This window comes from Pseudomonas sp. NPDC089428 (assembly GCF_044749325.1).
Classification (GTDB): Bacteria; Pseudomonadota; Gammaproteobacteria; order Pseudomonadales; family Pseudomonadaceae; genus Aquipseudomonas.
On record NZ_JBIVHT010000005.1, the window covers coordinates 384,597 to 404,242 of the forward strand.

At 64.9% G+C, this 19,646-nt stretch carries 17 protein-coding genes; 6 read left to right on the forward strand and 11 right to left on the reverse strand.

The window, feature by feature from the left end; genetic code table 11:
• Window positions 1-267: 267 nt before the first annotated feature.
• The 9 genes from cycA to cbiE all read right to left on the reverse strand — a co-directional run bounded on the left by cycA (window position 268) and on the right by cbiE (window position 9,989).
• Window positions 268-1,674 carry a D-serine/D-alanine/glycine transporter gene (gene cycA, locus ACIPZ5_RS12905; RefSeq protein WP_400808971.1) on the reverse strand — a complete coding sequence of 469 codons (1,407 nt, stop codon included), beginning with the start codon at window positions 1,672-1,674 and terminating at the stop codon, window positions 268-270.
• A gap of 215 nt (window positions 1,675-1,889) precedes the next feature.
• Window positions 1,890-3,257 (reverse strand): PepSY domain-containing protein, encoded by a 1,368-nt coding sequence (locus ACIPZ5_RS12910; RefSeq protein WP_343598264.1) that lies wholly within the window; start codon window positions 3,255-3,257, stop codon window positions 1,890-1,892.
• Window positions 3,258-3,315: 58 nt separating this feature from the next.
• Window positions 3,316-5,373: a TonB-dependent copper receptor gene (locus ACIPZ5_RS12915; RefSeq protein ID WP_400808973.1), complete on the reverse strand. Its 2,058-nt coding sequence runs from the start codon at window positions 5,371-5,373 to the stop codon at window positions 3,316-3,318.
• Window positions 5,374-5,439: 66 nt separating this feature from the next.
• Complete coding sequence (locus ACIPZ5_RS12920; RefSeq protein WP_400808975.1) at window positions 5,440-5,877, reverse strand: DUF2946 domain-containing protein; 438 nt, start codon at window positions 5,875-5,877, stop codon at window positions 5,440-5,442.
• A 25-nt stretch (window positions 5,878-5,902) separates the two neighbouring features.
• Window positions 5,903-6,388, reverse strand: coding sequence for a copper chaperone PCu(A)C (locus tag ACIPZ5_RS12925; protein ID WP_261942514.1), 486 nt, complete (start codon window positions 6,386-6,388; stop codon window positions 5,903-5,905).
• A gap of 45 nt (window positions 6,389-6,433) precedes the next feature.
• Window positions 6,434-6,823 carry a DUF2946 domain-containing protein gene (locus ACIPZ5_RS12930; protein WP_085676806.1) on the reverse strand — a complete coding sequence of 130 codons (390 nt, stop codon included), beginning with the start codon at window positions 6,821-6,823 and terminating at the stop codon, window positions 6,434-6,436.
• A gap of 136 nt (window positions 6,824-6,959) precedes the next feature.
• Window positions 6,960-7,694, reverse strand: coding sequence for a cobalt-precorrin-6A reductase (locus tag ACIPZ5_RS12935; protein WP_400808979.1), 735 nt, complete (start codon window positions 7,692-7,694; stop codon window positions 6,960-6,962).
• Window positions 7,691-8,785: a cobalt-precorrin-5B (C(1))-methyltransferase gene (locus ACIPZ5_RS12940; RefSeq protein ID WP_400808981.1), complete on the reverse strand. Its 1,095-nt coding sequence runs from the start codon at window positions 8,783-8,785 to the stop codon at window positions 7,691-7,693. The genes ACIPZ5_RS12935 and ACIPZ5_RS12940 overlap by 4 nt, the downstream gene beginning before the upstream one ends.
• A complete protein-coding gene (cbiE, locus tag ACIPZ5_RS12945; protein WP_400808983.1) occupies window positions 8,778-9,989 on the reverse strand; it encodes a precorrin-6y C5,15-methyltransferase (decarboxylating) subunit CbiE in 1,212 nt (403 codons plus the stop codon). The genes ACIPZ5_RS12940 and cbiE overlap by 8 nt, the downstream gene beginning before the upstream one ends.
• Before the next feature lie 243 nt (window positions 9,990-10,232).
• Here cbiE and cobG point away from each other — a divergent pair, with 243 nt between their 5' ends.
• The 6 genes from cobG to ACIPZ5_RS12975 all read left to right on the forward strand — a co-directional run bounded on the left by cobG (window position 10,233) and on the right by ACIPZ5_RS12975 (window position 16,116).
• Window positions 10,233-11,564: a precorrin-3B synthase gene (gene cobG / locus ACIPZ5_RS12950; protein ID WP_400808984.1), complete on the forward strand. Its 1,332-nt coding sequence runs from the start codon at window positions 10,233-10,235 to the stop codon at window positions 11,562-11,564.
• The gene (locus ACIPZ5_RS12955) at window positions 11,557-12,183 is read left to right on the forward strand and encodes a precorrin-8X methylmutase (protein ID WP_313712460.1); all 627 of its coding nucleotides are present in this window, start codon (window positions 11,557-11,559) and stop codon (window positions 12,181-12,183) included. The genes cobG and ACIPZ5_RS12955 overlap by 8 nt, the downstream gene beginning before the upstream one ends.
• Window positions 12,183-12,911, forward strand: coding sequence for a precorrin-2 C(20)-methyltransferase (locus ACIPZ5_RS12960; protein WP_400808986.1), 729 nt, complete (start codon window positions 12,183-12,185; stop codon window positions 12,909-12,911). The genes ACIPZ5_RS12955 and ACIPZ5_RS12960 overlap by 1 nt, the downstream gene beginning before the upstream one ends.
• Window positions 12,899-14,605, forward strand: coding sequence for a precorrin-3B C(17)-methyltransferase (gene cobJ, locus ACIPZ5_RS12965; protein ID WP_343598281.1), 1,707 nt, complete (start codon window positions 12,899-12,901; stop codon window positions 14,603-14,605). Before ACIPZ5_RS12960 ends, cobJ begins: the two co-directional genes overlap by 13 nt.
• A gap of 102 nt (window positions 14,606-14,707) precedes the next feature.
• Window positions 14,708-15,388, forward strand: coding sequence for a hypothetical protein (locus ACIPZ5_RS12970; RefSeq protein WP_400808989.1), 681 nt, complete (start codon window positions 14,708-14,710; stop codon window positions 15,386-15,388).
• A gap of 29 nt (window positions 15,389-15,417) precedes the next feature.
• A complete protein-coding gene (locus ACIPZ5_RS12975) occupies window positions 15,418-16,116 on the forward strand; it encodes a hypothetical protein (protein ID WP_400808991.1) in 699 nt (232 codons plus the stop codon).
• Here the strand turns inward: ACIPZ5_RS12975 and ACIPZ5_RS12980 are convergent.
• On the reverse strand, window positions 16,113-16,709 hold the full coding sequence (locus ACIPZ5_RS12980) for a MarC family protein (protein WP_313712455.1): 597 nt from the start codon (window positions 16,707-16,709) through the stop codon (window positions 16,113-16,115). The genes ACIPZ5_RS12975 and ACIPZ5_RS12980 overlap by 4 nt on opposite strands.
• Window positions 16,710-16,817: 108 nt before the next feature.
• Window positions 16,818-19,589 carry a response regulator gene (locus tag ACIPZ5_RS12985; RefSeq protein ID WP_343598287.1) on the reverse strand — a complete coding sequence of 924 codons (2,772 nt, stop codon included), beginning with the start codon at window positions 19,587-19,589 and terminating at the stop codon, window positions 16,818-16,820.
• Window positions 19,590-19,646 lie beyond the last annotated feature (57 nt).

Below are 19,646 nucleotides of genomic sequence, written 5' to 3' on the forward strand. Positions count from 1 at the left end.
TCTCTCCGCTGAGTACTTTTATGGTGTTGGCCAAGCGGGGAGGGGCATTGCAAGGGGTGTGCCTAACGGCAGAAGGTGCGTAATAGACGGGGTGTGCGAGGTGTTGGGGCGTTTTGCAGGTCCAGCTTGGTGCCTGGGAGATTGGTGTGCACAGGATTGGGGCCGCTGTGCGGCCCATCGCCGGCAAGCGCGGCTCCCACAGGAAATTGCGTTCCCCGGTGGGAGCCGCGCTTGCCGGCGATGGGCTGCAAAGCAGCCCCAGCAGAATCAGCCGTCACGCACAGCCGAACGAGGATGACGACGGCTACGCACGCCCTGATAGGTCACCGCCAGCAGCAGGAACCAGATCGGCGTCACCACCAGCGCCGAGCGTGTATCCGCTTCCAGGCTCAGCAACACCAGGATGAAGGCAAAGAAGGCCAGGCACACGTAGCACATGAAGCGCCCGCCCGGCATCTTGTAGTTCGACGCCTGGTGCAGCGCGGCGCGGTGCTTGCGGTACTTCAGGTACGACAGCAGGATCAGTGTCCAGACGAACATGAACAGCACCGCCGACACCGTGGTCACCAGGGTGAACGCTTCAATCACGTTCGGCACCAGGTAGATCAGCACCGCCCCCAGCAGCAGGCAGGTACAAGAGAAGAACAGGCCGTTGGCCGGCACCGAACGGCTCGACAGTTTCTCGAATGCGCGTGGCGCGTCACCTTCCTGGGACAGGCCGTAGAGCATGCGGCTGGTGGAGAACACGCCGCTGTTGGCCGACGATGCCGCCGAGGTCAGCACCACGAAGTTGATGATGCTCGCCGCCGCCGGCAGGCCGGCCAGCACGAACAGTTCCACGAACGGGCTCTTGCCCGGTACCACGTCGCGCCAAGGGGTTACTGCCATGATCGCGATCAGGGCCAGCACGTAGAACACGATGATCCGCACCGGGATAGAGTTGATCGCCCGCGGCAGGGTGCGCTCGGGGTTCTTCGCTTCAGCAGCGGTAGTGCCCACCAGCTCGATGCCGACGAAGGCGAACACGGCGATCTGGAAGCCGGCGAAGAAGCCCATCAGGCCATTGGGGAACATGCCGCCGTCGTTCCACAGGTTGGCCAGTTGCGCGGTGCGCCCGCTGGGCGAGGTGAAGCCGGTGATGACCATGTACAGGCCAGTGGCGACCAGGCCGAGGATGGCGACGATCTTGATCAGGGCGAACCAGAACTCCAGTTCACCGAACATCTTCACCGTCACCAGGTTCAGCGACAGCAGCACGGCCACACAGGCCAGTGCCGGTATCCACTGCGGCAGGTCCGGGAACCAGAACTGCGTGTAGGCGGCAATGGCTACCACGTCGGCGATGCCGGTCACCACCCAGCAGAACCAGTAGGTCCAGCCGGTGAAATAGCCGGCCCAGGGGCCGAGCAGGTCGGCGGAGAAGTCGATGAACGACTTGTAGTTGAGGTTCGACAGCAGCAGTTCGCCCATGGCGCGCATGACGAAGAACAGCATGAAGCCGATGATCATGTAGACGAAGATGATCGATGGCCCCGCCAGGCTGATGGTCTTGCCCGAGCCCATGAACAGGCCGGTGCCGATGGCGCCGCCGATGGCGATCAGCTGGATGTGGCGGTTGGTCAGGTTGCGCTGCAGATGTTGTTCATCTGGCGCGTTGGGAGAAGTTTGCGTCATCAAGCTGCATTCCGTTGAAAGGTCAGTCTTCTTGTCAGAGGTAGCCGGTTAGGCTAACACGCTCGTGCCAGATCGGGGCGCGACAGATCGACTCGACTTTTGGGGTGCAGCATTCTCCTGTGCCGGCCTCTTCGCGGCTAAAGCCGCTCCTACAGGTACTGTGCTATCCCTGTGGGAGCGGGTTTACCCGCGAAGTGGCCGGTACAGGCTGACACTCAGGCGCTGGCCAGCACCCGGCGCCGCCGCACCACCAGGCTATCGACCACCCACATCACCACCATCGACACACCCACCAGCGGGAACATCGCGCCCAGCACCAGCATCACCCCCACCGCCGCCTTCCAGCGCGGCAGGTCATGGCGCAGCGGCGGCACGCCAAGGCCACCCTCGGGCCGGCGTTTCCACCACATCACCAGGCCGCTGACCGAGCCCAGCAGGATCATCAGGCACACCAGCAGAATGATGATCTGGTTCAGCGGCCCGAACATCTTGCCCTCGTGCAGCATCACGCCCAGTTCGGTAGCGCGGGCCACCGGGCTGTAGTCCTGCCAGCGCACATCGGCCAGCACCTTGCCGGTGTACTGGTCGACATGCAGGGTCGCGTCGTTGCGTGGGTCGTCGGCGAACACGGCGATTGTGTACACGCCTTCTGCCGTGGTCGGCGCAGTGATGCTGTAGCCCGCTTGCACCTGGCGTGCAGTGGCGATGTCTTCCACCTGCTGCAGGCTCACCTGCGGCGCGGCCGGAGCGCTGTCCATCATGTGATGCCCGGCATGCTCGGCATGCGCACCGGACTGCGGCATTGGCGTGTTCTCCATCGCCCACGGTACGGTCTGGCGGTGCGCGCTGTTCAGCTCGCGGGCCTCCTGGTCCGACTTGGGCACGTCATTCCACATGGCCGCCGGAAAGCGGTTCCACAGATCGGCGTACTGTTTGCCCCACATGCCGGTCCAGGTCATGCCACTGACCAGCATCAGCAACAGCAGGGCAGAACCCCAGAACCCGGTCACCGCATGCAGGTCGCGCCAGAACAGCCGACCGCGTGCCGACAGCCGCGGCCACAACACACCGGCGCCATTGCGCCCGCGTGGCCACCACAGGTACAGGCCAGACACCACCAGCACGATGCCCCAGCCTGCGGCCAGTTCCACCAAACGGTCACCAACCGTGCCGACCATCAGTTCGCCGTGCAGGGCGCGGGCGATGGCCTGCAGGTTCTGCTTGCCGTCCTGCTCGCCAAGGACCTTGCCGCTGTACGGGTCGACGAACACATTCAGCTCGCGGCCGCCGTCGTGCACCACGAACTGCGCGCTGCGCTCGGCGTCGATCGGCGGCAGGTACTGGCCGACATGACCCTTGGGGTAGGCCTGGCGCACTTCGGCCAGCAGGGTGTCGGCGCTCTGTCGATGGTGGCCGGCCTCGACCACCATCAGGTCACGGTACAGCAGCGGGTCGAGCTGCGGCTTGAACAGGTAGATGATCCCGGTGATCGCCAGCAGGATCATGAACGGGGCCACGAACAGCCCCGCATAGAAGTGCCAGCGCCAGGCCAGGTTGTAGAAAGAGATGCGCGTTCCGCTCATGGGAACCTCCTGTTTGACCAGCTGATGGGCGCGGCCGAAGCCGCGCCCGTTGTTGTTGTCAGAAGCTGAAATCGACCTTGGTCCAGAAGGTCCTGCCTGGCTCGTTCACCGGCTGTGGGTCTGTGGCCGGGTAGCCGAACCCGGCATTCCCGGCCAGGTTCAGGTGCTCGGCGTAGGTCTTGTCGAACAGGTTGTCGGCCCCTGCGCTGAGCTTGAGGTTGTGGTTCACCTTGTAGGCGCCGTTGAGCGAGAACACGCCGAAACCGGCGCTCTTGTCGAAGTCCTTGCCGACCACGTTGCCCTGGTTCTCGGCGACGCGGTTCTGCGCCGCTACCAAGCGCCACAGGGCACCGGCGCTCCAGCTGTCGCGGCTGTAGGTAAGGCCCAGGCGGCTTTCCAGCGGCGGCATCTGCGGCAGTGCCTTGCCATCGCTGCTGTTCTTGCCCCAGGCGTAGGCGAGGGTGGCATCGGCCTTCCAGCGCTCGCTGAGCTTGTAGGCCGCGCCCAGTTCGCCGCCCATGATGCGGGCGTCGATGTTCTGCGCCTGGGAAGTGCTCATGCCCATCATTGCGCTGCGGTAGTCGAACAGTATGTAGTCGCGAATCTGGCCGAGGTAGCCCGAGGCCCAGGCTTCCAGGCGCTCGTCGCGGTACTGGATGCCGAAGTCGAGCTGGGTGGTCTTCTCGGGCTTGATGCTGTCGAAGGCATTGACCGAGCCGGCCGGCCCCTTGTCCGCAGAGAACAGCTCCCAGTAGTCCGGGAAACGCTGGGCGTGGCCGAGGCCGATGTAGGTGGTAGCCGGCAGTGCTGCCAGGTCGTGCTCGTAACGGATGAAACCGCTGGGCAGCGTGTCGGCGCGGGTGTTGCCGTTGGTGGCGCTGTCGTCGCGAAAATCCCGGGCCGAGGCGCGGTCCAGGCGGGCGCCGGTGATCAGGCGATCTTCACCGGTGGCGTACCAGGTCAGTTCGCTGAATGCGCCGTAGTTGTGGAAATCGGCATCCTTTTCCCAGGGTTTGTCCTTGTAGGTATCGATGCCCATGGCGCTGCGTGCGCGGTGTTCGTTGGTCTGCGCGTCGATGCCGCTGATCAGTTGTACATCGGCCCAACGCCAGGTGGCCTTGATGCGTGCTCCCAAGGTGCGACGATCGACGGCGGCGGCCATGGGGCCGGCCATCATGCCGGTGCCCGAGGGGGTACGCAGGCTGTAGTTGTCCATCACGTGGTCGGCGTAGTTGTAGTAGACCTGCGCCTCGACCTTGTCGAGCACTTCGCCGAGGTTGGACTTTTCAAAGCGCAGGCCCAGGCTTTCGCGCTTGAACTGCGCGCCATCCATGCCACGGCCGGCATAGCGTGCCTCGCCGTCCCCCTTGCCAGCGGTGAGTTCGAGCAGCGTGTCCTGGTCGGGCGTCCAGCCCAGGGCCACGTCACCATTCCATTTCTCCCAGCGCGAAGGCACGGTGTCGCCGTTGCCATCGTCGTAATCGTCCGAGTGCGACTGGTTGCCGACGAAGCGCGCATAGCCCTGGCTGTTGCCAGCGGCAGCATCGAGCACTTTGTCGAAGCGACCATTGGAGCCGGCCAGCAGGCTGGCGTTGACCCGGCTGCCAAGGGTGCCGAAATGCTCCGGCTCACGCTCGAAGAGGATGGTGCCCGCCGAGCCGCCTGGCCCCCAGATCACGCTTTGCGGGCCTTTGATCACGGTCAGGCGGTCGTAGGTTTCCGGTGCGATGTAGGAGGTCGGGGCGTCCATGCGGTTGGGGCAGGCGCCGAGCATCACGCCGCCGTTGGTGAGAATGTTCAGGCGCGAGCCGAACATGCCGCGCAGCACCGGGTCGCCATTGGTGCCGCCGGCGCGGATCGCCGAGAAACCGGGGATGGTTTTCAGATAGTCGGCACCATCGCTGGCCGGTACCGGCTGGCGCGGGTCCTTGGGGTTGGTGACCACGGTCAGCGGCGAGCTTGGCGCAAGCGCGGTGATCACCGTAGGGCCCAGCTCGGCCTCCGGGCCTTCATGGCCAGGGTCGGCGGCCAGGGCCATGGGGGCGAGCAGCGAGCCGCACAGCGCGGCGAAGGTCCCTCGCAGGGACGGAGCTAAAACAGGGGTGCAGCCGGACATAGTGATTCCAGTCGATCAGTCATGAGTGTGCGCGAAGCCTCCAGGCTCCGTGCGATATCGGTGCTGTCAGACGCTGATCGAAAGAGGTGGCGCGCGGCTGCGCGCACCGGGGAACACGGCCTGCCGGGCATGGCCCTGGCGCGTGGCTGCCGGGATGACGGTAGGGGGAACTGCGCTGGCGACGCTGAGCGGGCTGAGGGTTTGCGGCAAGGCGGGGCAGTTGAACAGCAGGCTGCAGTAGCCACACTTTTCCCACATCACATGCAGCTGGCCATCGTTACCGTGGCCGTGATGGGCATCGCTGCCATGGGCGTGAGCCGCTGGCATGGACATTGACATGTCCATCGGCATGCTCATGCCGGCGTGGTGGTCCATCGGCATCGACTGGGAAATCAGCGGGCCGATGAAGATCATCCACATGGCGAACAGGCTCAGCCAGCCGCCCCCGACGCGCCTGCGTTCAGGGCGGGAGGTACGGCTGAGGCTGTTGCGCGGCAGGCTCATGTTGGCGAGCGCCTGTCAGCGGGCGTCAGTGCGCGTGTTCGTGGGCCTGGGGCTGGTCCGCCGGCGCCTGCTTCTGTACGGCCACATCGACGGTGATGTCGCCGGCCTTCTCGAAGTGCAGGGTCAGCGGGAAGCGCTTGCCGTCGGCCAGCAGGCTGCGGTCCTTGGGCTGCATCAGCATCACGTGGTAGGCGCTGGGGGCAAAGATCAGGTCCTTGCCGGCGGGGACCGCCACGCTCTGCACTTGCTGCATCTTCATGGCACCGCTGGCGCTCATGGCATGTTCGTGCAGTTGCGCGTCATCGCTGATCGGGCTGTCGACGCTGAGCAGACGGTCATCGGCCTTGCCGTTGTTATGCACGACGAAATAGGCGGCGACGTTGGGTGCGTTGGGCGGTAGTTGCAACGACCACGGGTGGGCGATGTGCAGGTCGCCCACGGTGTATTCGTGGGCATTGGCGTAGGCGCCAGGCAGCAGCAGGGCAGCCAGTACAAGAGCTTGCTTGAGCATGGTGAGTCTCCATCGGTTCAGGTTCAGGCAGACAGCGTGATGAACTCAGACCAGGGGAGAGGCACGGGGATTGAGCGCAGGCCATAGCTGGCGCGGCGTGGGCTGGTAGTCGATTAACGGCGGTGCATGCCCGGCCAGCAGCGTGGGCGGGTTGTGCAACTGCGGCGGATACCCCGGGAGGGCCAGTAGCGGTGCGGCGCCCGAACAGCACCAGCAGTGCTGCATGTTGGAGTGCTGATCGCTTTGCGTGCCGAGGTCGATCTTGGCCAGGGCCTGGACATCGGCCTTGGCCTTGCCGGCCAGGCTGGAACAGAAAGCCCCCCACAGCAGCTGCTCGGCCGGGCCCTTGGGCGCGGCAGAAGACAGCGGCATGGCCAGCAGGTTGAACAGCACCGCAAGGCAGGCTATCCAGGCAATGTGCCGACGTGGGGGCATGGAGAGATCCGGTCAGGAATCGTGGGTAGTATTGTACGGCGGAGTATAGGAAAAAATGGCGGGGTGCGGTGAAGTGACGCAGGTGGCTGTTGATCTCCTGGTTCTCCACCGGGCGCATGGTCACGCCCAGGCCACTTCATGGGCAGCAAGAAAAGTCTGAAAGTGCTGAAGTCAATTGAGCTGAGGATGTGAACTCCCGATCCACCGCAGGTAATCCAGGGCGTTTCAATATCAGCACCGGCACGCCGCGTTCCCGCGCCACATCGAGTTTCGGCTCGGTCGCCACGCTGCCGCTGTTCTTGCTGACCAGCACATCGATGCGTCGCCGTTCGAAAAGAACCCTTTCGTCCTCGAGCTGAAACGGCCCACGGGCACCGATTACTTCACAGCGCTCATTGCCAGCGCAGGCTTCAAGTGCGCGCAAGGTCCAGAACTGCTCCGGCGGAATCTCCTCAAGGTGTTGCAGCGGTTCGCGCCCCAGGGTGAACAATGGCCGCCGAAACGGCTTGAGCGCTTCGATCAGCCCAGCCCAGTCCTCCACCTCGCGCCAGTCGTCCCCCGGCTGTGCTTGCCAGGCCGGGCGACGCAGGGCCCAGCAGGGAATGCCGGCTGCCTGCGCGGCAGTGGCAGCGTTGCGGCTGATCTGCGCGGCATAGGGGTGGGTGGCGTCGATCAGCAGGGTGATGCCGGCTTCGCGCAGGTAAGCGGCCAGGCCGTGTGCGCCGCCATAGCCACCGACCCGCACCTGGCAGGTCAGGTCCTGCGGCACACGGCCGATGCCGGCCAGGCTGTAGACATGCTCGGGGCCGAGCTGGCGAGCGATGGCCAACGCTTCGCTGACCCCACCGAGCAGCAGGATGCGGTGGCTCATTGCACACCCGCCTTGCCGACGATGCCGCCCTGGCGGTCGATGGCGAACACTTCGACCTGCACCTGAGCCGGCACCACGCTGCGGGCAAAGGCCAGGGCATGGGCGCATACCGCGTCGCCCAGGGCAATGCCGGCGGCGTGTGCCAGGGCCAGGGCTTGCTGGCTGGTGTTGGCGGCAATGATGGCCGCTTGCAGCTCGGCGTCGGCGCCGAGGTCTGCTGCCCAGCCGGCCAGCTGCGGCAGGTCGATGCTCGAGTGGCGGCTATGCAGGTCCATGTGCCCGGCAGCCAGTTTGCTGATCTTGCCGAAGCCACCGCACAGGGTCAGACGTGGCACTGGCACTTTGCGCACGTGCTTGAGCACTGCGCCAACGAAATCACCCATCTCGATCAGGGCGATCTCGGGCAGGTTGTAGACCCGGCGCATGGTGTCTTCGCTGGCGTTGCCGGTGCAGGCGGCGATATGGGTGTAGCCGTTGGTGTGGGCGACGTCGATGCCCTGGTGGATCGAGGCGATGTAGGCCGCGCAAGAGAAGGGCCGGACGATGCCGCTGGTGCCGAGGATCGACAAACCGCCGAGAATGCCCAGGCGCGGGTTCATGGTTTTCAGCGCCAGCGCCTCACCCCCTTGCACATTGACCGTGACCTCGAAGCCGCCTGGATAACCGCAGTCGTCGGCCAACTGCTGCAAATGCTCGCTGATCATCCGCCGTGGCACGGGATTGATGGCCGGCTCACCTACGGCCAGCACCAGGCCTGGGCGGGTGACGGTACCGACGCCAAGGCCTGCGACGAAGCGTATGCCGGGTTGCTCCTGCAAGCGGATCTGGCTGTAGAGCAGGGCGCCGTGGGTGACGTCCGGGTCATCGCCGGCATCCTTGAGCGTTCCCGCTTCGGCGCGCTCGCCGACTAGGCGGCAGAACTCCAGGCGCATCTGCACCACCTTGCCCTTGGGCAGGGTGATGCTCACTGCGTCGTCACACTGGCCGGTCAGCAGCAGCCGGGCAGCCGCGAGGCTGGTGGCGGTGGCGCAGCTGCCGGTGGTCAGGCCGCAGCGCAGGGGCGCGGGCTGTTCGCGGGTTTCTTCACGCATCGAGGGGTTTCACCACGTCGAGCAGAGTGATCGGCAACGCCTGGCGCCAGGTGTCGAAGGCACCCAATGGCTGGGCCTGGGCGACATGGATACGGGTCAGCTCGCCGCCATGCTGCTCGCGGAAATGCGCCAGGGCCAGTTCGCTTTGCAGGGTCACCGCATTGGCCACCAGCCGCCCGCCGGGGCGCAAGCGTTCCCAGCACAAGGGCAGCACGCCTTCGCGGGTGACGCCGCCGCCAATGAAAATGGCATCCGGGCGTTCCAGCTCGGCGAGGGCTTCGGGCGCCTTGCCACGAATCAGCTGCAAGCCGGGGACACCCAAGGCATCGCGGTTGTACTCGATAAAGCCCTGGCGGCCTTCGTCGGCTTCGATGGCCAGGGTGCGGCAAGCCGGGTGGGCGCGCATCCACTCGATGCCGATCGAGCCGCAACCGGCGCCCACGTCCCAGAGCAATTCGCCGGGGTGCGGTGCCAGGCGCGCCAGGGTAATGGCGCGCACGTCGCGCTTGGTCAGCTGGCCGTCATGGCGGAAGGCGCTGTCCGGCAGCCCAGGCACACGTGGCAGGCGCATGGTATCCGGGCTGGCCAGGCATTCGATGGCCACCAGGTTGAGGGCGGCGACTTCGGTGTCGGGCCAGTCTTCGGCGGTGCCTGTCAGTTGGCGCTCAGTGCTACCGCCGAGGTGTTCAAACACCTGCAGGCGACTTGGCCCGAAACCGCGCTCGTTCAGCAGCTCGGCGATGGCCGCAGGGCTATCGCCATCGTTGCTCAGCACCAGCAGGCGTTGACCGCTGTACAGGTGGGCATTGAGCGCCGCCAGGGGGCGTGCGACTACCGATAGCACCTGCACGTCCTGCAGCGGCCAGCCCAGGCGGGCGGCGGCCAGGGCGCAGGAAGAAGGCATCGACAGCACCTGCATTTCTGCGGCAGGCACCTGCCGCGCCAGGCTGGCGCCGACGCCATAGAACATCGGGTCACCGCTGGCCAGCACGCAGACGGGCTCTCCGCGCAGGGCCAACACCGGGGCGAGGGAGAACGGGGTTGGCCAGTCCTGCCGCTGTGCGCCGATGCAGCGCGGCAACAGGGCCAGCTGGCGCGGGCTGCCGATGATCCGCGAGGCGCCCAGCAGGGCGCGCCGGGCCTGTTTGCCCAGGCCGCTGAAGCCGTCTTCGCCGATGCCTACTACTGTCAGCCAGGGAGTCATGTATTTCGTTCCGCCGTTTTTTGGGGCTGCTTCGCACCCCTTCGCGGCAAGCCCGCTGCCACAGGATTGCTACAGTCCTTGAGACCTGTGCAGCACTTGTGGCAGCGGGCTTGCCCGCGAAGCAGGCGACGCGGTGCTGAATTTCTGCTCGATCGCTGTCGAAGCTCGACCACCGGCTTTTCATGCCGCCGGACAAAGCAGGCATAATACCGCGCCTTCTACACTCAAGCGCATTTTCAGCGATTGCCGGACACCCCTTTGACGCCAGCCAACACGCCCGCTGTAACACTCCGCCCCTCGGCCTGCCCGGGGTTGTGGCGCATCGTCGGCGCCCGGGACGGTGGTATCTGCCGGATCAAGCTGCCTGGCGGCCTGCTGCTGGCCGACCAGGCTGACGCGGTGGCGGCAGCGGCCGAGCGCTATGCCGGTGGGGTAATCGAGGCCACCAACCGCGGCAACTTGCAGATTCGCGGCATCGGTGATGACCACGCCGGCCTGGTCGGCTGCCTGCTGGCCGCTGGCCTCGGCCCGCGCGACGCCGCCAGTGACGATGTGCGCAACCTGATGCTCAGTCCCCTGGCCGGGCATGATCCGCAGATGTTGCTGGACGTGCGCCCGCTGGCCGAGCAGATTCTCGACCTGTTGCAAGGCACCCCGCGCTTTCATCAACTGTCGGCCAAGTTCGCCGTGCAACTGGACGGTGGTGAAGGCGTGGCAATGCTCGAACACCCCCACGACCTGTGGCTCTCGGCATTGCGCCTGGAGCAGCGTGACTGGCTGGCATTCGGCCTGGCCAGCTGCCCGGCCGACGGCCAGGTACTAGGCGCGGTGCCACTGGAGCAGGGGCTGGCACTGGTGCGCGCGGTGCTCGATCGCTTCCTCGATCTGGCAAGCCCTGAACAGTCGCGCATGCGCCAGCTGCTCGAAGGCTGCCCGGTCGATGTCTTCATCAACGGCCTCGGGCTGCAGGTGCGCCGCGATGTGGCCGTGCTCGAGTGGCAGCGCGAAATCAGCCAAAGCCCATGGCTGGGGCCTGTGACTCAGCAGCAGGGCATGGCCTTAGGCGTCGCACCTGTGCTGGGCCGGTTGTCGCCCGCCATGTTGCGTGGGGCTGCCCAGGTGGCCCGCCAATGGGGCGACGGCAGCCTGCGCCTGAGCCCATGGCAAAGCCTGATGTTGACCAATATCGCCGCTGCCGGCTTTGAGCAGGCCCGTGCCGAGCTAGCGGCGCTGGGCCTGCTCTGCCAGGCCGATGAGCCTTTGGCGCGCGTGGTCGCCTGCACCGGCAGCAGTGGCTGCGCCAAGGCCCAGGCCGAGACCAAGGCCGATGCCGTCGAGCTGGCGGCGCTGCTGGGCAGTGGCGCACCCGGCAGTGTGCACCTGTCCGGCTGCCCCCGTTCCTGTGCCGTGGCCCATGTCGCCCCGGCCACCTTGCTGGCCCGTTCACCGGGCCGCTACGACCTGTATCTGCGTGACGCGCACCTGCCGGGCCTGGGAGCCCTGCGCGCCACCGACCTTACCTTGAATGAAGCAGGCGCCATGCTCGCCCTGCCGACGGAGCACCTTGATGATTGACTACATCCGCGATGGTCAGGAGATCTATCGCAATTCCTTCCGGATCATCCGCGAGGAAGCCCGGCTCGAGCGGATTCCCGCAGACCTGGAAAAGCTCGCCGTGCGCGTGATCCATGCCTGCGGCATGGTCGAGGCCATCGACGGCCTGCAGTTCTCCGAAGGTGCCGGCCGCGCCGGTCGTGAGGCCTTGGCCAAGGGTGCGCCGATCCTCTGCGATGCGCACATGGTGGCCGAAGGCATTACCCGCGCGCGCCTGCCCGCCAACAACCCGGTGATCTGCACCCTGCGCGACCCAAGTGTGCCAGGCTTGGCCAAGGATGCCGGCAACACCCGCTCTGCCGTGGCCCTGGAGCTGTGGCGCCCTCATCTGGAAGGCAGCGTGGTGGTGATCGGCAATGCCCCGACGGCGTTGTTCTACCTGTTGGAGATGATCGATGCCGGTGCGCCCAAGCCCGCCTTGATCCTCGGTTTCCCGGTCGGCTTCGTCGGCGCTGCCGAGTCCAAGGCGATGCTGGCCGCCGACAGCCGCGGCGTGCCGTTCGTGATCATGCAAGGCCGCCTGGGCGGCAGTGCGATGGCCGCAGCTGCGGTCAACGCCCTGGCCACGGAGGTGGAGTGATGGCGCGCGGACGACTGCTGGGCCTGGGCGTAGGCCCCGGCGACCCTGAACTGATCACCGTCAAGGCACTGCGCCTGCTGCGCGAGGCGCCAGTGGTGGCGTATTTCGTGGCCAAGGGCAAGCGCGGCAACGCCTTTGGCATCATCGAGGCGCACCTGCAAGCCGAGCAGACCCTGCTGCCACTGGTGTACCCAGTGACCACCGAGGCACTGCCAGCGCCGCTGTCCTACGAGCAGGTGATCAGCGATTTCTACGATGAAGCTGCGGTGCAGGTGGCCGAGCACCTGGATGCCGGCCGCGATGTGGCCGTGATATGCGAGGGTGACCCGTTCTTCTACGGCTCCTACATGTACCTGCACGACCGCCTTGCCCAGCAGCATCAGGCCGAAGTGGTCCCGGGCGTCTGTTCGATGCTCGGTGGTGCTTCGGTACTGGGCGCGCCGCTGGTGTATCGCAATCAGAGCCTGTCGGTATTGTCGGGCGTGCTACCCGCAGAAGAGCTCAAGCGCCGGCTGGCAGACGCCGATGCGGCGGTGATCATGAAGCTTGGCCGCAACTTCCCAAAGGTGCGTCAGGTGCTGGGCGAACTGGGCCTGGACGGGCGCGCGCTGTATGTCGAGCGGGCGACCATGGCCAACCAGAAGATCGTGCCGCTGGATGAGGTGGATCCACAGTCCTCGCCGTACTTCTCGCTGATCATCGTGCCGGGGGAAAAATGGCAGGGCTGAACTGGCAACAGGCGCCGGCCATCGTGATGCTTGGGGCTGGCAGCCTGGCCACGGCGCAGCGCATCCAGCAGCGCTATCCACAGGCGATCATTCATGGCCTGCGTGGCCGGGTCGAGGGCGCCGATCAGTATTACGACGGGTTTGGCGACACCCTGCGCATGCTGTACCAGCAGGCGACCCCGATCATTGCGCTGTGTGCTGCCGGCATCGTCATCCGCAGCCTGGCCAGCCTGCTCGATGAGAAAGGTGCGGAGCCGCCAGTACTGGCCGTGGCCGAGGACGGTAGCGCGGTGGTGCCGTTGTTGGGGGGGCTGAGCGGGGTCAACGTCATGGCGCGCGAACTCGGTGAGGCGCTGGGTGTGGCGGCAGCGATCACCACCAGTGGCGAGCTGCGCTTCGGTACCTGCCTGCTCAATCCGCCTGAGGGCTATGCCTTGGCGGACCTCGAGCAGGGCAAGCGTTTTGTCTCCGACCTGCTGGCCGGCGAAAGCGTGCGTGTCGAGGGTGATGCACCCTGGCTTGAGCAGGCGCAACTGCCGGCCAGTGACACGGCCCGGCGCACCATTCATGTCGGTTGTGACGCGCGCGTGGCCAGCCGTGACGAACTGCTGATCCACCCGCGCTCTGTGGTCGTGGCACTCGCAGCTGGCGGGCCTGGCCTGGCCGAGCTGGTGCGTGGCGCCTTGCGTGAAGCCGGCATTGCCGAGCCCTCGCTGGCGTGCCTGTTGGTCGCTGAGCAGGCGATGGCCGAGCCTTCCTTGCACGAGGCCGCAGCAGAACTGGGCGTGGTGCTGCGTTTCTCGGCAATGAACGGCACGCTGACCAGCATGGCGGCCGAGGCTTTGCCCGGGGCTCGCCTGATCGAGCAGTCGGGCCTGGTCATTGCATCGGCCCCACTGCCGGTCGATACGGCACGCCTGGGGCGCAAGCGTGGTCGCCTGGCGGTGATCGGCCTGGGCCCTGGTGCTGCCGAGCTGATGGTGCCGGCAGTGAAAGCCGAGCTGGCGCGTGCCGAGGATATCCTCGGCTACGAAACCTACGTGCGCATGGCCGGACCGTTCCGTGACGATCAAGTGCAGCACTGCACCGACAACCGTGAAGAAATGCAGCGTGCCCGGCATGCCTTCGAGTTGGCGGCCCAGGGGCGTTCGGTGGTGGTGGTGTCTTCGGGCGACCCGGGTGTATTCGCCATGGCAGCGGCGGTGCTCGAAGCACTGCATGAGTCCAGCGATCCCGCCTGGCACCGCGTCGACCTTCAGATACTGCCGGGGGTATCGGCTTCGCTGGCAACCGCCGCGCAAGCCGGCGCGCCGTTGGGGCATGACTTCTGCGTCATGTCGCTGTCGGATAACCTCAAGCCTTGGTCGATCATCGAAAAGCGCCTGGACCTGGCGGCCCAGGCTGATCTGGTACTGGCTTTCTACAACCCGATCTCCAAATCCAGGCCGCATCAGCTAGGGGTTGCACTGGAGGTGGTGCGCCGGCATCGCCAGGGGAGCACGCCTGTAGTACTTGGCCGCGACATTGGGCGGCCTGGGCAGACGCTCAGGGTCGTCACCTTGGCAGAGCTGCAGCCAAGCATGGTCGACATGCGCACCATGGTGCTGATCGGCTCGTCGCTGACTTGTACCTTCGCGCGTGCCGACGGCGGGCTATGGGCTTACACGCCGCGCTGGTATGGCGCCAAGCCCTGACTGGGCAGGAAGCGTTACATGGCAGGCAGCACGTGTCGTGACCGGTAGGTTTGCAGCCGGAGCTCGAAGGCTCCGACTGCACATCATCCTGGAGACACGGCAATGACCGAAAACGCAGAAAAACAAACCCTTCAACTACTGGCCGACCAGAACCTGTTCGTGTTCACCGACGAAGTTTCCGAACCCGTTCGGGAGGCCAGCAGGTGCTGCCACGCATTGGCCAGCCAGGCCGCGAACAAAAATCATCATCCATCCCAGCAGACCGAATCCTGGTTCGATGAATACCTGAGGATCATGAGTGCTACCGGCTGGACCTCCCTCAAGTATGAGGTGAACAAGGTCACTGAAACCGGGGCATATGTGGAAATGAGCAACCTGCTGGGGCAGGGGTTGCAGTCGGCCTACGGTGCATCTACCGGTGATATCAAGCAGAGCCTCAAGGACCTTGGGGGCGCGATTGTCGAGGCGTTGAAAGATGCCGAGACCATCAAGTTGCTGGATACCCGAAGCCGCGAAGATGACCGGGTGAGTATCAGCGTGTGCAAGTGCGCGCAGTCGGCCGGTGGTGACGTGGTCATGCTTGTTTGCGCTTTACAGAGTGATGAATTGCCCAACCGCAAAGGCGAAAGCCTTCTGGGCAAGTGGGAGCATCAAGGTGCTGTGACTTATGCGTGTGCCGCATCATTGAGCTTCAGCCAGCGTCAGTATGAAAGTGCACGTGATCTGATCGACCAGAAGCTCAACCATGCAGCACGTGAGATTCTGGCCGAAATCGACCTTTGATCCTCATGGTTGGGAGGCGCCTGCCTGCCATGCACCGCCCAACCCGGATTGCGCACTCAGGAAACTTGCACATGACTGATTCGAATTCAGCGATGACCTGTGGCAAGGTTGTCGAAACCAGCCTTATGCCGTTCGCCGGAAATGTCGATAGCGAAGCCCGCGAAGACATTCTGCTGGTTGTGCGTTTTGCACATGCAGTAGCCACCGAGGAAAAGGCTGAAGGCCTGAACACCGACTGGTTCAACAATTACCGGCGCAAGCTGAGTTTTCTTGGCTGGGATGCTACGCCGCCCCCGGAGGCGCAGCGGCCAGTTGCCTTGCGTGAGCAGGTCATCGACATGGCGTTGCAACAGATTGGGCAGGTGGGGTCGGCCGAGCACCTGAAACAAGCCGAGCACTTCGTGCTGGGCTTGCAAAAGGACCGTGAACTGCTCAAGCGGATTGAAACCCGAATGAGGAAAAGCAACAAGATACAGTTTCAGTTGATGCCTTGTGTCCGTCGCTCGGGGGACCACTACGAAATGGTGTTGTATCAGATGCAGCTGCTTGCACTGGAAACCACCAAGCACTTTCTGTTCGTCAAAGGTGATCTGGGCATGACGCTGACGGGGCAGAGTGCCGAGTTGATACGCTTCAACTTGCGGTTGTTCCGTGACCAGTTCAAGCAGAAGGTGCAGTCGCGCGTTGATGCGTCAGCGCATCAGCAGATTCTCGATATCGAACTCTAGGGCACCAGGTAACCCTTGATCCCGGTGAAGATGATCTGCGCCGCCAGGGCGCAGACGAACAGCCCCATCAAGCGGCTGACGATCTGCAGGCCCTGGTCACCGAGCAGTTTTTCGATGCCGTGCGAGAGGTACAGCACCAGGCCTACTGTGAAGCTGGCCAGGGCGATGCTGACGATGGCCAGCAACTTGTCGTCCCAGTGCGGTTGGCCCACGCCCATCACCAGCAGTGCACCGATGGTGCCGGGGCCCACCGTGAGCGGAATGGTCAGCGGCACGATGGTCACGTCCTGCTGCACGTTGTCGGCCTGTACCGCCGGCTTGCCTTGAGCCATGCCCAACGCCGAAATGAACAGCACGCTGCCGGCACCGATGCGGAAGGCATCGGCGGTGATGCCGAAGATGCCGAAGATCACCCGCCCGAACAGATAGAGCAGCACGCTGGCCACCAGCGCGGCGAAGGCCACCTTCCAGGCCAGCTGTTTGCGCTCCTTGCTGGAGTGGCCACGGGTCAGGCTGATGAAGCACGACAGCACGAAGAACGGGCTATAGAGCACCAGCATCTTCAGGTAGACACTGAACAACTCGTGGAGCATGGGGTCGCCCCTGGCAGGGAAAGTGAGGTGAAGTGTATCAGCCGCATCGAGGTTGTCGTCACCGGCCACTTCGCGGGCAAGTCGGGGCGCCGAACCAGGCGTCGCAGATCAGGAGGTGTGCGCAGGGTCAGCCTTGGCTTCGCGCTGATTGGCCCAATACTGGATCAACTCGCGCAACTGCGACAGCTCCACCGGCTTGGCCATGTGCCCGTCCATGCCGGCCAACCGCGCGCGCTCCTTGTGCTCTGCCAGTATATGCGCGGTGAGCGCCACCACTGGGGTGCGCTGGCGCTGGTTGGTGGTTTCCCAGGCTCGCAACTGCTGGGTCGCGGAGAAGCCGTCCAGTACTGGCATTTCGCAGTCCATCAGCACCAGGTCGTAACGCTGTGCCTTCATCGCCTGCAAGGCCTCCTCGCCGTTGCTGGCGGTATCGGGCTCCAGGTTGAGCTTGCCAAGCATGCCGCGGATGACCTTGGTCGAGATGCTGTTGTCTTCAGCCACCAGCACACGGAAGTCGCTCGGCAGCTCAAGCGTGGCTTGCGCGCCCGGTAGCGGCGCCGGGACCGCCTGCTCGTGACCGCGCTGGGCCAGTTCTTCGGCCAGGGTGGTCTTGAGCGTATAGCCGGCAACCGGCTTGGCGAGGATGCGTTTGACCCCGGCATTGCGCGCGATGACCTTGCTGGGCGCGTTGCTGATGCCCGTGAGCATCACCACCAGGATGTCGTGGTTCAGGCTCGGGTCTTCCTTGATCTTGGCCGCCAGCTGCATGCCGGTCATACCCGGCATGTTCTGGTCCAGCAACACCGCGTCGAAGTAGTCGCGCAGGTGCGCCTTGGTCCGCAGCAGAGCCAGGGCCTCTTTGCCGGACGGCACTGCGCTGACATTCATGCCCCAGGCGCTGCATTGCTGAACCAGCACCTTGCGACAGGTGTCGTTGTCGTCCACCACCAGCACACGGGCATCGCGCAATGGGCCGTCCAGGTCGGCCGGTGGCTGCTCCAGGCGTGACGGGTCGAGCGGCAAGGTCAGCCAAAGGGTGTTGCCCATGCTGGTGCTGCTCTTGATGCCGAATTCGCCTTGCATCAGGCCGATCAGCTGCTTGGCGATGACCAGCCCGAGGTGCCCGCCGAGCTTGTTGCTGGAGAGGAAGTGGTGGCTGTGCAGTTCGGCCTGCAGCAAGGCTTCGCGCTCGGCAGCAGGCAGCGGTTCGCCACTGTCCTGCACGGCAATGCGCAGGCGCGGGATTTCGCCGCGCTGGTCCAGCGCCACCACCAGCAGGATCTCGCCCTGGGAGGTGTTCTTCAGGGCATTTTCCAGCAGGCTCGACAGTGCCTGGCGCAGGCGCGTCGGGTCGCCGCTGATTACCCGCGGCACCTGCGGCTGGGTGAAGCTGATCAGCTCGATGTTCTGCTGCTCGGCCTTGGCGCGGAAAATGTTCAGGCAGTCCTCGATCAGGGCGTTCAGGTCGAACTGCACGTCATCCAGTTCGATCTGCCGTGACTCAAGCTTGGAAATGTCGAGTATCTCGTTGATCAGTGTCAGCAGTTCGTTGCCGGCGCTGTGGATGGTCTGCACATAGTCGCGCTGCTTGACCGACAGCGGCGTGCCGAGCAGCAGCTCGGTCATGCCCAGCACACCGTTCATGGGGGTGCGGATTTCGTGGCTGATCTTTGCCAGGAACTCTGCCTTGGCATTGATCTCGGCATCGCTGGCAGCCAGAGCACGGCTGGCGCTGAAGCGCTCTTCGCTGATGCGGCGCAGGCGCTCGCTGACGGCGAGGTTGAGCAGCAGGCCGCTGGCGACCGTCATGCCCAGGAGAATGCACAGCAGCCAAGGCGTCGAAGTGCGGGTCAGGCCAAGCAGGGCGGGCAGCAGCACCAGGCCGCCAAGGTTGAACACCAGCATGGCGATGCTGAACAGCCGTGCGGGCGCATAGCCCTTGTACCAGTGGTAGCTGCTGGCCAGCAGCATGGTCACGCTGCCGACGGCCAGCAAGGCATAGGTCATCAGGTTGAGCGGCAAGGTATCGACGAACAGCAGGACCAGCCCGCTGACCGCAGCGACCAGCATCTCGCCCTGCAGCAGGCGGTTGAGCCGTGGCGAGTTGCAGGGTGAGAAGAAATGCTGGGTGAAATACAGCCCCGACAGCCCGGCCAGTACCAGGGTCAGGTAGGCCGCCGGGGTTTGCGCGCTGTGCCACAGGTGCCACCACGGGCCGCTGAGGTTGAGCAGGATCAGGCCGCTGAGCAGCATCAGGCCGTGGTACAGGGCGAGATACAGGGTGGTGCTGGAGCGGGTATAGAGAAAGCGGATCAGGTTGTGCAGGATAAGCATCACCAGGCCGCCGAACAGCATGCCGAACAGCAGCGGCTGGCTATGGTCGGAGGCGGCTAGCGCTGCGGGCTCCAGGCTTATCGCCGGGCGCAGTTGGTGCTCAGAGACCAGGCGCAGGTAGATGTCCAGTGCGTGCTGGCTGTTGGGCAAGGGTAATACATGGTCGCTGCCACGCAGGGTGGGGCTGGCGTTGCCGGCCTGGCGCCCATGGTGCAGTTGGCGCAGCAGCCTGTCGCCATCCAGGGCGTAGAGGTCAAGGCGGGACAGGTCGGGGGCGAAGATGCGCAGCAGTTGCTCCTGGTCACCGGGCTCCAGGCGATAGTGCAACCACAGGGCCTGCTCGGCCGGTGCGGCATCGAGCTCGCCAAGGGTGATCGGGCTGAATTGGCTGCGGTAGCGATCGGAGCGCACGTCGCTCAATTGCAGGTTGGCCTGTTCATCGAGCAGAACGGACCACCCTCCGCCCTGTTCGGCCGAAGCCGGCAACAGGCAGAACAAGGTCAGCAAGCTGACGATCAGAGCTGTGGCAATCCGAAGCCGACGCACTACGAGATCCCTTCCTAGCCGATGTGCCAGATACTAACTATGCGCGGCGCGCCAAGT